Source organism: Agrobacterium sp. 22-209-1 (assembly GCF_053522485.1).
In genome coordinates this window covers 38,307-50,597 of the sequence record NZ_JBNWCH010000013.1, presented here as the reverse complement: position 1 = coordinate 50,597, position 12,291 = coordinate 38,307, and the positions used below count along the sequence as shown (strand labels likewise).

13 protein-coding genes are annotated in these 12,291 nt (G+C 60.4%); 5 read left to right on the top strand and 8 right to left on the bottom strand.

The features are described from left to right. The gene (locus ACQZ48_RS21480) at window positions 1–336 is read right to left on the bottom strand and encodes a helix-turn-helix domain-containing protein (RefSeq protein ID WP_210256777.1); all 336 of its coding nucleotides are present in this window, start codon (window positions 334–336) and stop codon (window positions 1–3) included. A gap of 126 nt (window positions 337–462) precedes the next feature. Here ACQZ48_RS21480 and ACQZ48_RS21475 point away from each other — a divergent pair, with 126 nt between their 5' ends. Further along, on the top strand, window positions 463–741 hold the full coding sequence (locus tag ACQZ48_RS21475; RefSeq protein WP_191217088.1) for a hypothetical protein: 279 nt from the start codon (window positions 463–465) through the stop codon (window positions 739–741). A gap of 1 nt (window position 742) precedes the next feature. On the opposite strand, the gene mnhG is transcribed toward ACQZ48_RS21475, so the two are convergent. The 7 genes from mnhG to ACQZ48_RS21440 form a co-directional block, all read right to left on the bottom strand. Further along, a complete protein-coding gene (gene mnhG / locus ACQZ48_RS21470) occupies window positions 743–1,087 on the bottom strand; it encodes a monovalent cation/H(+) antiporter subunit G (protein WP_137409748.1) in 345 nt (114 codons plus the stop codon). Beyond that, window positions 1,084–1,365: a K+/H+ antiporter subunit F gene (locus ACQZ48_RS21465; protein WP_077985397.1), complete on the bottom strand. Its 282-nt coding sequence runs from the start codon at window positions 1,363–1,365 to the stop codon at window positions 1,084–1,086. The genes mnhG and ACQZ48_RS21465 overlap by 4 nt, the downstream gene beginning before the upstream one ends. Then, window positions 1,362–1,850: a Na+/H+ antiporter subunit E gene (locus ACQZ48_RS21460; RefSeq protein ID WP_191217087.1), complete on the bottom strand. Its 489-nt coding sequence runs from the start codon at window positions 1,848–1,850 to the stop codon at window positions 1,362–1,364. The genes ACQZ48_RS21465 and ACQZ48_RS21460 overlap by 4 nt, the downstream gene beginning before the upstream one ends. After that, window positions 1,847–3,493, bottom strand: coding sequence for a monovalent cation/H+ antiporter subunit D (locus tag ACQZ48_RS21455; protein WP_191217086.1), 1,647 nt, complete (start codon window positions 3,491–3,493; stop codon window positions 1,847–1,849). The genes ACQZ48_RS21460 and ACQZ48_RS21455 overlap by 4 nt, the downstream gene beginning before the upstream one ends. Continuing rightward, a complete protein-coding gene (locus tag ACQZ48_RS21450; RefSeq protein ID WP_020810384.1) occupies window positions 3,490–3,825 on the bottom strand; it encodes a Na+/H+ antiporter subunit C in 336 nt (111 codons plus the stop codon). The genes ACQZ48_RS21455 and ACQZ48_RS21450 overlap by 4 nt, the downstream gene beginning before the upstream one ends. Then, the gene (locus tag ACQZ48_RS21445; protein ID WP_077985400.1) at window positions 3,825–6,743 is read right to left on the bottom strand and encodes a monovalent cation/H+ antiporter subunit A; all 2,919 of its coding nucleotides are present in this window, start codon (window positions 6,741–6,743) and stop codon (window positions 3,825–3,827) included. Before ACQZ48_RS21445 ends, ACQZ48_RS21450 begins: the two co-directional genes overlap by 1 nt. A gap of 106 nt (window positions 6,744–6,849) precedes the next feature. Next, window positions 6,850–7,227, bottom strand: coding sequence for a hypothetical protein (locus ACQZ48_RS21440; protein WP_137410952.1), 378 nt, complete (start codon window positions 7,225–7,227; stop codon window positions 6,850–6,852). 453 nt (window positions 7,228–7,680) lie between these two features. Here ACQZ48_RS21440 and ACQZ48_RS21435 point away from each other — a divergent pair, with 453 nt between their 5' ends. The 4 genes from ACQZ48_RS21435 to ACQZ48_RS21420 are packed head-to-tail and all read left to right on the top strand — an operon-like array spanning window position 7,681 to window position 12,284. Next, complete coding sequence (locus ACQZ48_RS21435) at window positions 7,681–9,339, top strand: globin-coupled sensor protein (protein WP_448729440.1); 1,659 nt, start codon at window positions 7,681–7,683, stop codon at window positions 9,337–9,339. Beyond that, window positions 9,339–9,638: an STAS domain-containing protein gene (locus ACQZ48_RS21430; RefSeq protein WP_077985403.1), complete on the top strand. Its 300-nt coding sequence runs from the start codon at window positions 9,339–9,341 to the stop codon at window positions 9,636–9,638. Before ACQZ48_RS21435 ends, ACQZ48_RS21430 begins: the two co-directional genes overlap by 1 nt. Next, entirely contained in the window at window positions 9,635–10,000 is a 366-nt protein-coding gene (gene cheY1, locus ACQZ48_RS21425) for a chemotaxis response regulator CheY1 (RefSeq protein ID WP_003493773.1), read from the top strand. The genes ACQZ48_RS21430 and cheY1 overlap by 4 nt, the downstream gene beginning before the upstream one ends. Before the next feature lie 16 nt (window positions 10,001–10,016). Further along, window positions 10,017–12,284 (top strand): chemotaxis protein CheA, encoded by a 2,268-nt coding sequence (locus tag ACQZ48_RS21420; protein ID WP_191217085.1) that lies wholly within the window; start codon window positions 10,017–10,019, stop codon window positions 12,282–12,284. Window positions 12,285–12,291: the final 7 nt, after the last annotated feature.

Genomic DNA, 12,291 nt, shown 5'->3' with positions numbered 1-12,291 from the left:
TTACGGCTTTCCAGTGAATGCCTCCAGCATGCGGGTGACACGCACAAGATCGTCCTCATTCATATGTGCCAGCGCTGCATTGACGCGGTGAAGTAAACGACCGCGTTCGCCTTCCGGCGCGATAACAGTACCGGTGCCAAAGAACGCGATGGCGGGAAGGCTGAGGGCTTTTGCGATACTCTCGATGGTTTCAAACGAAGGCGAGGCGTCGCCCCGTTCCAGACGTCCCATCATCTCAATCGAAAGGTCGGCCTTTTCGGCAAGGGCTTCTTGCGTCAGGCCCAGCGCTTTCCGGTGATGGCGAATATTGCTGCCGAAAATCTTTCTAAGTTCCAATCGTTTCCCTCCGAACTGAAGGGACAGTCGTCTTTGCGAGTTCGCGACTTAAGGCATTGCTATTGCTGAAAATCAGAAATATGCAATAATGATGCAGTATGTGAAGTTTCTGTCGTGAGATTGCAGATGTCCCCTATCCACGCGGACCATTTCCCGTTCCTCGCGCTCGGCGCGTTCGTGCTGATAGTCTTCCTGTGGGTGAAGTGGGAAAGCTTTATCCGGCCGATGTTCATTCCCCGTGTGGAAATAAAACGAATAGTCGACGAACTGGTTCAGCAACATGGAGAACGCGCCGCAGAAATAGCCTGCATGGAGGAAGATCGCGCTTGGCGATATTCCCAAAATTTCGAACAAGGCAAATGGCGACGAGTGCGCGCAGAACTTCGCCGCCGAAAAGAGCTTTAGCCTAAAGATGCTCCCGATTATCCGAATTCTGTTCCGCTCGGTCCCGATAAAGCGCCGCGCGCCCCAGCAGCATCAGGGACACCGGCGTCGTCACCGTCATAAAGATGCCGATGAAGATTTCGTGGAAGGCGAAGCGGTCGCCGGAGACGGAGAAATAGATGATCGAGGCCATGACAATGCCGCCGGTGCCCCAGCTGGTGCCGAGCGTGGGCGCATGCAGACGCTCATAGAAGCTGTTCAGTCTGGCAAAGCCGATGGTGCCGATCAGTGTCAGCGAGGCGCCGAGCAGCACGAAGAAAGCCACGGCAATGGCCGCCCAGAGCGGGAATTCGTGTGCTTCGCTCATTCGATCACCTCGCCGCGCATCAGGAATTTGGAAAGGGCGACGGTTGAGACGAAGCCGAGGATGGCGATCAGCAGCGATGCCTCGAAGTAGATGTCATTGCCGGTGCGCAGGCCGAAGGTCAAAAGAAGCAGCATGGCGTTGACATAGAGCGTATCCATGCCCAGCACGCGGTCCTGCGCGCGCGGGCCGATGGCGATACGATAGACGGAGATCGCCATGGCGATGGCGAGCATCAGCTGCGCCAGCGAAAAGGACCAGAAAAGAATAATCGAACTCATTCGAATATCTCCATCAGCAGTTTTTCATATCGGTTCTTGATAAGGCTTATCCAGGCCGCCTCATCCACATCGTCGAGAACGTGAAGCAGAAGCGTGCCTTGGCTGGAATTATATTCGAGCCATGCGCTTCCGGGCGTCGAGGTGAGGATCGTCGCCAGAACGGCCAGCGCCATCGGGTCGCGAATATCGAGCGGCACCGCCAGGAAGCCGGATTTGCGGTCCCTTTCGCGCTTGAACAGGATGATCTTCACGACCGAGATATTGGACCTGATGATATCGTAAAGCACGATCAGGATCAGCATCGCGAGCTTGTGCCAGTTGCGGATGCGCGGCTTGGCGGGCCTGAGCGACGCCATCGCCCAGGAGGCAATGAGCGCGACACCGGTGCCAAGCAGCAAATGCCCCGGCGAAAAGCTGTTGATCGTCATCCAGAAGAAGATCAGCGAGATCGTCAGCAGCGGGTAGGGGAGGAGACGGCTCATCATGGTTCCGCCTCCGGGTTGCTGCCCGCTCGCGGTGCGGAAATGACGCCCTGAATATAGCTCGCCGGCAGATCGAGAATACGCGCCGTTTCCTGCATGTATCGCATCACCGGTCCCGCCTGCACGGTCATGGCGAGTGTCAGCCCGAGCAGCAGCATCACGGGGGCGATTTCGATGACGAGCACGCGTGGCACGGTGCCTTCGATGGAGGCCCAGAAGGTGCGGATGCCGGCGCGGGTCATCGAAATCAGCGAGGCGAAACCGGCAAAGACGATCAGGAAGACCAGCCACCAGGACAGCGTTGAGACGCTGTCATTGGCGCCAAGGCCCGAAGGGTTGAGAATGGCGGTCAGCATCGAGAATTTGGCGATGAAGCCCGAAAGCGGTGGCAGGCCGGCCAGAAGAATGCCGCAGGCGGCAAAACACGCGCCGAGCACCGCCATGGTGGCGGGCATGGTCACGCCAACCTCCTCTTCCTCCTCTTCCTCCTCGCCCTCGCCATAGGCCTCCATGGTCACGGCAAGAACGTTCGCACCCGCATCCTGTCCGCGCTCCACGAGTTCGATCAGCATGAAGAAGGCACTGATGGTGAGGGTGGAGCTGACCATGTAATAAAGCGCGCCGGCCGCAACCGTCGGATTGCCGGTGCCCATGGCGGCGAGAAGCGTTCCTGACGAGACGAGAACCGAAAAACCGGCAAGCCTCCCCAGCGCCTGCGACGCCAGAACGCCGATAGCCCCGAAAATGATGGTGGCGATGCCGCCGACAAGCAGGGCATCATGGCCGAAGCCGGCAGATTCTCCCGCCGTCTGTCCGAAGAGCAGAAAGGACAGGCGGGCGATGACATAAATCCCGACCTTGCTCATGATGGCGAAGAGCCCGCCCACCGGGGCCGACGCCGCACCATAGGCGGAGGGCAGCCAGAAATTCAACGGCCACATGCCGGCCTTGACCAGAAAGGCGATGCCGAGGACGGCAGAGCCGGTTTCCAAGAGCATACGCTGATCGGGGTTGAGGCCCTCGATACGATGGGCGAGGTCGCCCATGTTCAGTGTGCCTGTCACGCCATAGATGAGGCTGACGCCGATCAGGAAGAACAGCGCGGCGACAAGGTTGATGGCGATGTAATGCAGCCCTGCCTTCACGCGCTGCTGGCCGGAACCATGCAGCAGCAGGCCATAGGAAGCCGCCAGCATCACTTCGAAGAACACGAAGAGATTGAACAGGTCCCCGGTCAGGAACGCGCCGTTGACACCCATCAGCATCATCTGGAACAGCGAATGGAAATGCGCGCCCGACCTGTGCCACTTCGCCATCGAATAGATCAAGGAGGGAATGGCAAGCAGCGCCGTCAGCAGCACCATCAGGCCTGAAAGACGGTCGGCGACGAGCACGATGCCGAAGGGCGCCGGCCAGTTGCCGAGCAGATAGACGCCGCTCGAAACAACGGCGGCGATCTCTGTATTGACCGTCGAGTTCACCTCGCGGAACAGCAATATGGCGACCACCAGCAACAGCACGGTAGAGGTGAGGCTGATGGCGGCCTTCGCCACGCGCTGGCGCTCGTCGAAGAACAGCAGAAGGGCCGCGGTAATCAGCGGCAGCAGGATAGGCGCTATGACGATGTGGAAGGGGAAAGACATCATTTCGTCTCCCTCCCGTCCACATGGTCGGTGCCGGTGAGGCCGCGGGCGGCAAGCAGCACGACGAGGAACAATGCGGTGGTGGCGAAACCGATGACGATGGCCGTCAGCACCAGAGCCTGCGGCACGGGGTCGGCCAGCGTGGAGCTGTCGACACCGTTGACCAGCACCGGCGGCGCGTTGGTCTTGATGCCGCCGACGCCGAAGATGAAGAGATTGACAGCGTAAGACAGCAGCGAAAGCCCGACGATGACCTGATAGGTGCGCGGGCGCAGCACCAGCCAAACGCCGGAGCCGGTCATGATGCCGATGCCGATGGCGAGAATGAGTTCCATTACACGTCCTCCGCTCTTGCGGCTTCAGGCGTGCGAACGCGGTAGTTGCGCAACGATTGGTGTGCCAGTGCTATCAGGATAAGAACAACGGAGCCGACGACCAGCGAGAAGACGCCGAGATCGAACAGCAGGGCGGATGCGGTTGGCATTTTGCCGATATAGGGTATCTCCGTGTACTGGAAATAGGAGGTCAGGAACGGGTAGCCGAAATACCATGAGCCGATACCCGTCGCCGCCGCCATCAAAAGGCCGAAACCCATCCAGCGCAGCGGCAGGATGCGGATGCGGTCCTCCGCCCAGCGTGCGCCGCCGGCGAGATATTGCAGCAGGAAGCCGATGGCCATGGTGATGCCGGCCGCAAAGCCGCCGCCCGGCAGGTCGTGCCCGCGCATGAACAGGAAGATCGAGAAGGTGATGATGACCGGGAACATCCACTGCATCACGATGGACGGCACATAGAGATAGTCGCGCACCGTATCGCCCTTGCTGCGGTCCGGCCGTTCGGCATCGAAGGCGTTCTGCATCTGCTGCTGTTCCGGCACTCCGACACTTTCATGGGCGGGGCGGAAACGGCGAAGCAGCGCAAAGACGGTGAGCGCGACGATGGCCAGAACCGCGATTTCACCGAAGGTATCGAAGCCGCGGAAATCGACCAGAATGACGTTGACGACATTGGTGCCGCCGCCTTCGGTATAGGCGCGTTCAAGGAAATAGGTCGCAATCGCGTTCGGCACGGGCAACGTCATCACGGCATAGGCGATGACGGACATGCCGATGCCGCTTGCGGCCGCCAGCAGGAAGTCACGGGCGCGGCGAAGCTGCGCAGGGAACTCGTTGCTGCTGTCGACTTTCTCGAAGCGTTTCGGCAGCCATCTGAGACCGAGCAGGATGAGAACCGTGGTGACGATTTCCACCAGCAGCTGGGTGATGGCGAGATCCGGCGCGGAAAGCCACACGAAGGTGAGGCAAGTGACAAGTCCCGAGACGCCCAGCATGACAAGCGCGGCGAGGCGATGATATTTCGCCTGCCAGGCCGCACCCATGGCCGCGATCATGCCGATCAGCCAGAGAATGGCGAAGATCGGATCGAATGTCGTGACGCGTGGCAGCGAGAGGGAGAATTCCGAAAGGAAGAGCGGCGAGAAACCGGCAAGAAGCGCCACGAGGATGAGAAGCCTGAGCTGCGGCTGCAGACGCCGCGTGCCGAGCGTGCTTTCCAACCACCGCGCCCATTTCCAGGATACGGTGACGAGAATGCGCTCGAAGATGCGCTGTCCCCGCAAATGCCGGAAGACCGGCGGGCCGTCGTCGCAGCGCGAGAAATAACCGCCGAGCAGGGCATAGATCGTAACGCCGCCGATCAGCGCCGCGATACTCATGATCAGCGGCAGGTTGAAACCGTGCCAGATCGACAGGCTGTAGACCGGCGTTTGCGCGCCGAGAACGGAAAGCACGGCCGAATGCAGGAACGGGCCGATGGAGAGGCTCGGAACGATGCCGACGATCAGGCAGGCAAAGACGAGGAATTCAATGGGGAAGCGCATCCAGCGCGGCGGCTCGTGCGGATGCGGGTTCGGCAGATCGACGGGCTTGGGGCCGAAGAAGACCGTGTGGATGAAGCGCAGCGAATAGGCGACGGCGAATGCGCCCGACAGCGTCGCGACATAGGGCAGCGCCCGATCCAGGAGCGAGTCGGCATGGGTTTCGACGGCTTCGGCAAAGAACATTTCCTTGGAAAGGAAGCCGTTGAAAAGCGGCACGCCAGCCATGGCCGCGCTCGCCGCCATGGCGAGCGTCGCGGTCGCCGGCATATAGGTGTAAAGCCCGCTTAAGCGTCGCATGTCGCGGGTGCCGGTTTCATGGTCGATGATGCCGGCCGCCATGAAGAGCGAGGCCTTGAAGGTGGCGTGGTTGACCATGTGGAAGATGGCGGCAACCGCCGCAAGCGGGCTGCCGAGGCTGAGCAGCGTGGTGATGAGGCCGAGATGGCTGATGGTGGAATAGGCCAGCAGTCCCTTCAGATCCTGCTGGAACATGGCGAAATAGGCGCCGAGCAGCAGGGTTATGATGCCGGCCGCACCCACCAGCCAGAACCATTCCGGCGTGCCCGCCAGCACCGGCCAGAACCGCGCCAGCAGGAAAACTCCGGCCTTCACCATGGTGGCCGAATGCAGATAGGCGGAAACGGGTGTGGGCGCCGCCATGGCGTTGGGCAGCCAGAAATGGAACGGAAACTGTGCGCTCTTGGTCAGCGCACCGCCGAGGATAAGGATAAGCGCCGGTAGATAGAGAGAATGGGCGCGGATGGTGGCCCCTGCCTCGATGATCTTGTCGAGGTCATAGCTTCCCGCCATGTGCCCGAGGATCAGCAAACCGGCCAGCAGGCTGAAGCCGCCGATCCCGGTCACGGTCAGCGCCATGCGCGCGCCGTCGCGTGCGCCGGCGTTCTGATGCCAGTATCCGATCAGCAGGAACGAAAAGATGCTGGTCATTTCCCAGAAGATCGACAGCAGGATGACGTTGCCGGAGAGCACCACGCCAATCATCGAACCCATGAAGGCGAGCAGGAAGGCAAAGAAGCGCGGGATCGGGTCTTCGGCCGACATGTAATAGCGGGCGTAGAGCACCACCAGCAGGCCGATGCCGGTAATCAGCATCGTGAAAATCCAGGCAAATCCGTCCAGCCGCAGGGTAAAGTTCAGGCCGAGCTGGGGCAGCCATTCCACATCATATTTAAGGACCGCGCCACCGCTGACGCTTGTATAAAGAAAGATGCTGCTGACAAGGCCGAAAAGGGCGACTGCGCCCGCGACGGCGGCGGGACCGGCGGCCGCACCCTCACGCGGCATGAAAGCCGTCAGGAGCGCGCCGACGAAGGGCAATGCGACAATGAATGGAAGAATGGTTGCAAGTGTCATATGCGGCGGCGGTTTTCTCTCTGGAATGGGAGCCTACGGCGGGTTTCCGACGCCTCCGATCCCTCAAGGTTCGCGATGAACCTGATGATGCTGACCGCCGGAATGACTAGTACATAATATGCGGAGGCGCGCGTGGAACCACACTGGCAAAGTCTCGGGAAGTTTGTGGCACGATGGCAACAGCAGCGAGCGAGACTTCGGCGTCATCCCTGAGGTTCGGGGCGAATGAAGCGAATTCGCTATAACGAAAGTCCGAACCGGTGTAGCCGATCCTGCAGCCGAAATCGTTGCCGCTATCGCAAGCTTTTTCGCGAAGAGAAACCGAACGGCCCGGATCGACGCTCTGCAATCGCTCAAGGCGGCTGGTTTTGGAAAGGGTCTTGACGCCAGCCTGGGCTTGAAAGCCGATCATGACGAGCAGGCTCGCGACCACGATACCGATCAGCACTTGCGGATGGCGCCTTGAACTGCGGCCTTTCTCCATCCATGGCAAGTTGGCATCTCCTTGATCGTAAAGGTCTCTTTAAGCGTCACCGTTGAGCGAATATCGTGTTGATTTGTTTTAGGGGAAGCCTGACATGCTTGTCCAGCGCGCGTGCGGGAAAAAGCGCCGACCGTGTTCGATTCATTTTTGTTTTTGTGCGTTTGCGGCAAAGTGAGGGCGCCATTGGCTAAAAGCTTTTACAAATTTTACCGTTTGACGCCGTCGCCTTTGTTTCTTAACTTTCAAGCAAGGAATTAACCATAAAGATTGATGGTATTTCGACGGCGGAATGGGGTTCTCTCCCCTTCCAGGCATGACGCCGCACTGCCGTACCGGTGCCGATCCGGTATTTTCGTTTCTTGGTTCAAGAAGGTCTGGCAAGCGTCGATGCCGCATCGTCCGCGATGGGTATGTTCGTTCAAAAATCCCCTTAGGGTGCTGGCATTCTGAACCTTGGCAAAATTGGCCGGGTTTCACCGGCCGTCATGTTGTTGGGGATGTCGGTTGGGGCAGGACTTGCCATCAGATCAAGCGCGCAGATCGGCAGGCGGAAGCCTGGCGGGACGGTTGCGTTTTGCCGGCCTCGACGAGACGCAGTCCGATTTCCTGCGCAGCTATCGCAGCATGCTGGAGCCTTACGTCAAGGCCGGGCTGCGGGACGTGATGACCCGTTTCCGGTCCATGCCGGACTGTTCCCCGTCTTTCGAAAGTGAAAACCAGCTTGAGCGCTTGCACGATCTGCAATCCTCGCACTGGAGCGTTCTGACCGATGCGCGTTTCGATGCGCTCTATGCAGAGCGCGTGAAGGTTCTTTCCGACAATGCCAGCCGCATGGGGCTCGATCCGCGCTGGCAGATCGCCAGCCATGCGGTGGTTCTGGAACATCTCGTCGGCGGGCTGGTGGCCGAACACGCACCGCGCTCCATCCTGCCCGGAAACCGCAAAAAGAGCCGCGAACTGGCGGAAGCGGTCAAGAATGTCGTCCGTTTGGTCATGGTCGATACCGAAATCGCCGTCTCGCTGCGCTTTAACGAATTGCGCCTGCGCCACGGCCGCGAACTGGCGCAACAGCGCGACAATGACCGCTCGGAAGCGGCGAGGTTGCTGGGCACGGCGCTGACGGCCTTTGCCGCGGGCGATTTGCAGGCCCGTATCGGCCGCGATGTGCCGGAAGCCTATCGCGATGTTGCGGCGTCCTTCAATGCGGCTCTGGAAACGATTGGCGCATCGCTGATCGAGGCACAGAGCAGCATCGGCGAGGCTGAGGCGCTGGGCGCGCGGTTTGCCGATATGGGCCGCTCGATTGCCGAGCGTTCCCGCCAACAGGCCGAAGCCCTTGTTGAAACCTCCCGCGCCATTCAGACGATGATCGAAAACGTCGCTGAAAATGGCGCGCGCATATCGGCCACGGAAACGGCCGTTTCCCGTGCCCGTGAGGCGGCGGTCGAAAGCGGCCGGGCGATCGGCGAGGCCATTGACGCCATGTCGGACATCGAACAATCCGCCGAACAGATCGGCAGGATCATCGGTACGATTGACGAGATTGCTTTTCAGACCAACCTTCTCGCCCTCAATGCCGGCATCGAGGCGGCGCGGGCGGGTGAAAGCGGACGTGGTTTCGCGGTCGTCGCGCAGGAGGTCCGGGCGCTCGCCCAGCGTTCCGCCGACGCTGCAAGGGAGATCAAGAGTCTCGTCGGCACCACGAAGACGCAAGTCGAGGACGGCGTGCGCATGGTCAACCGCACGCAGGACGCAATCGGCGGCGTCGTCCGGCAGGTCTCGGGCATTAACGACATGATCGCGGAAGTCTCCCGGCATACGGCCGAGCAGGCCGGCGAACTGCAATCGGTTGCCGCCGATATCGGCGAGCAGCAAAGGCAGGCAGGCCGGAACGCCGTCGATATCAGCGCGAGCGCCTCCGAGGCCGACGCGCTTCAAACCGTCATTCTCGAACTCGGCCGCACCGTCCGCGAATTCCGCATCGCCCGTCAGGGGCAGGCGAGAGCGGCGTCCGGCGCGGACCGGCAGGACGCTTCATTCATGGCCCGTGCGGATAACCGCCCGGATTACGGCCAGGATTACCAACAATTCAGACGTCAGGGAGTCATGTAATGGCAGCCAGAAAAGCAGCTGAGGCGACGCTGAAACTGTCACCGGTGCTGGATCTCAACGAAGCATCGGCCCTGCACGGCAAGCTGATGACGCTGAGGGGAGCACCTTTGTCGGTAGACGCGTCCGAGGTGGAGCGTATCGGTGCGCTTTGCGTCCAGGTCCTCATGGCCGGCGCGAAGTCCTGGGAAGAGGACGGCAAGCCCTTCGGTTTTGCCAGGGTGTCCGATGCATTCGACAAGACGATGAAACTGATAGGCGTCGATATTGACCATTTGCTCCCCAAGGAGATGCAAAAGTGAAGAAAAAAGTTCTTACCGTGGATGATTCCCGGACGATCAGGAACATGCTCCTGGTCACGCTCAACAATGCCGGTTTCGAAACCATTCAGGCCGAAGACGGCATTGAGGGTCTCGAAGTGCTCGAGCAGAGCAACCCCGATGTTATCGTGACGGACATCAACATGCCCCGTCTGGATGGTTTCGGCTTCATCGAGGGTGTGCGCCGCAACGAAAAGTATCGTGCGATCCCGATCCTCGTCCTGACGACCGAAAGCGACGCTGAGAAGAAGAACCGCGCCCGTCAGGCCGGTGCGACGGGCTGGATCGTCAAGCCGTTCGATCCCGCGAAACTCATCGATGCCATTGAACGCGTAACCGCCTGATACGGGACATTTCACGATGGATATGAACGAAATCAAGGAAATCTTTTTCCAGGAATGCGAGGAGCAACTCGCCGAACTGGAATCGGGGCTTCTTAAATTGAATGACGGCGACCGCGATCCGGAAACCGTCAACGCTGTTTTCCGTGCCGTTCATTCCATCAAGGGCGGGGCGGGTGCCTTCGGTCTCGATGATCTCGTGGCCTTCGCCCACGTTTTCGAAACGACCCTCGACTGTGTTCGCTCCAACAAGCTGGAACCGACACAGGATGTTCTGAAAGTCATGCTGCGCTCCGCCGACGTGCTGGCGGACCTGACCAATGCGGCAAGAGACGGCGGCAGCGTCGATGAAACCCGCACACGCGGCCTCGTCAAGGAACTGGAAGCGCTGGCGAACGGCGAGACCGTGCAGGTTTCCGCACCTGTGGCAGCGCCGGCTGCCGTCAAGGCGCCGCAACCCGTCGCAGCCAAGCCGACGGATGAGAGCGGCTTCGAGCCGATCCCGTTTTCCTTCACCGACTTTGCCGACGAAACCACGCCGTTGATGGAGGCGCCGTCCTTCCAGATCACCTTCAAGCCGCATGCAGCGCTTTATTCGAAGGGCAACGAGGCAGCACTTCTCCTGCGCGATCTTTCGCGCATCGGCGAGATGAGCATCAATTGCGACCTGTCGGAACTGCCTTCTCTCGACAAGCTCGATCCTGAAACATCCTATCTCTCCTGGACGGTTTCGATCACGACCGACAAGGGCGAAGAGGGCATCCGCAGCGTCTTCGAATTCGCCGAATGGGATTGCGATCTGGAAATCGTGCCGGTTGTTTCGGACGTCGCAGACGATGCAGAAGAGCTTCCGATGATCCCGGTGCCGTTCGATCTTTCGGCCCTCGATAGCGGACCGGAAGAGCAGCCCGTTGTTGAAATCGCCAAGGCGGAAGCGCCTTATGTTGCCGCAGCCGTTGAAACGGCTGTCGCGACGACGCAGATCGCCCAGAGCGTCAATGCCGCCATCGAAAAGCGCGAAGCGGCGGCAGCGCCTGCCGCAGCCCAGGCGAACGCCAATGCTGCGGCCAATGCCAGCGCCGGCCAGACCATCCGCGTCGACCTCGACCGTGTCGACCGCCTGATCAACCTCGTCGGCGAGCTCGTCATCAATCAGGCGATGCTGTCGCAGAGCGTCATCGAGAACGATGCGAGCGGCACCTCCGCCGTCAATATGGGCCTCGACGAGCTGCAGCAGCTGACGCGCGAAATCCAGGACAGCGTCATGGCGATCCGCGCGCAACCGGTGAAGCCCGTGTTCCAGCGCATGTCGCGTATCGTCCGCGAAGTCGCCGACATGATCGGCAAGCAGATCCGCCTCGTCACCGAAGGTGAGAACACCGAAGTCGACAAGACGGTCATCGACAAGCTGGCCGAACCCCTGACGCATATGATCCGCAATGCCGTTGACCACGGCATCGAAACGCCGGAAAAACGTGAAGCAGCGGGCAAGAACCCGGAAGGCACCATCAAGCTTTCGGCCAAGCACCGTTCTGGCCGTATTCTCATCGAACTTCAGGATGATGGCGCCGGCATCAACCGCGAACGCGTTCGCCAGAAAGCGATCGACAACGACCTCATTGCTGCCGATGCGAACCTGACCGATGAGGAGATCGACAATCTGATCTTCGCGCCGGGCTTCTCCACGGCGGACAAGATTTCCGATATTTCCGGCCGCGGCGTGGGCATGGATGTCGTCAAGCGTTCCATTCAGGCGCTTGGCGGCCGCATTAACATCTCATCGCGCCCCGGCTTAGGCTCGACCTTCACCATGAGCCTGCCGCTGACGCTCGCGGTTCTCGACGGCATGGTGGTGACCGTCGCCGGCCAGACGCTGGTGGTGCCGCTGACGGCAATCGTGGAAACGCTGCAGCCGGAAGCGAAAAACATTCACTCCTTCGGTTCCAACCAGCGGCTGATCTCCATCCGCAACTCCTTCTGCCCGCTGGTCGATGTCGGCCGCGTTCTGAACTTCCGCCCGACCCAGGCCGATCCGGTCGAGGGCGTCGCCCTTCTGGTTGAATCGGAAGGCGGCGGCCAGCGCGCCCTGATGGTCGACGCGATCCAGGGTCAGCGCCAGGTTGTCATCAAGTCGTTGGAAGCCAACTATACCCATGTTCCGGGCATTGCCGCCGCCACCATTCTCGGTGACGGACGCGTTGCGCTCATCCTGGATGTCGATGCCATCGTCAGCGCCTCGCGCGGACAGCCCCTGAAGCAGGAAATGTCGCTTGCGGCGACAGGTTGAAAGCGGA

Bases quoted from the DNA above. Each gene is read 5' to 3' on its own strand.
- ACQZ48_RS21430 (WP_077985403.1), top strand. From the start codon at position 9,339: ATGGCAGCCAGAAAAGCAGCTGAGGCGACGCTGAAACTGTCACCGGTG.
- ACQZ48_RS21440 (WP_137410952.1), bottom strand. From the start codon at position 7,227: ATGGAGAAAGGCCGCAGTTCAAGGCGCCATCCGCAAGTGCTGATCGGT.
- ACQZ48_RS21465 (WP_077985397.1), bottom strand. From the start codon at position 1,365: ATGAGTTCGATTATTCTTTTCTGGTCCTTTTCGCTGGCGCAGCTGATG.
- ACQZ48_RS21475 (WP_191217088.1), top strand. From the start codon at position 463: ATGTCCCCTATCCACGCGGACCATTTCCCGTTCCTCGCGCTCGGCGCG.
- ACQZ48_RS21420 (WP_191217085.1), top strand. From the start codon at position 10,017: ATGGATATGAACGAAATCAAGGAAATCTTTTTCCAGGAATGCGAGGAG.
- ACQZ48_RS21450 (WP_020810384.1), bottom strand. From the start codon at position 3,825: ATGGAACTCATTCTCGCCATCGGCATCGGCATCATGACCGGCTCCGGC.
- mnhG (WP_137409748.1), bottom strand. From the start codon at position 1,087: ATGAGCGAAGCACACGAATTCCCGCTCTGGGCGGCCATTGCCGTGGCT.
- ACQZ48_RS21460 (WP_191217087.1), bottom strand. From the start codon at position 1,850: ATGATGAGCCGTCTCCTCCCCTACCCGCTGCTGACGATCTCGCTGATC.
- ACQZ48_RS21455 (WP_191217086.1), bottom strand. From the start codon at position 3,493: ATGATGTCTTTCCCCTTCCACATCGTCATAGCGCCTATCCTGCTGCCG.
- ACQZ48_RS21445 (WP_077985400.1), bottom strand. From the start codon at position 6,743: ATGACACTTGCAACCATTCTTCCATTCATTGTCGCATTGCCCTTCGTC.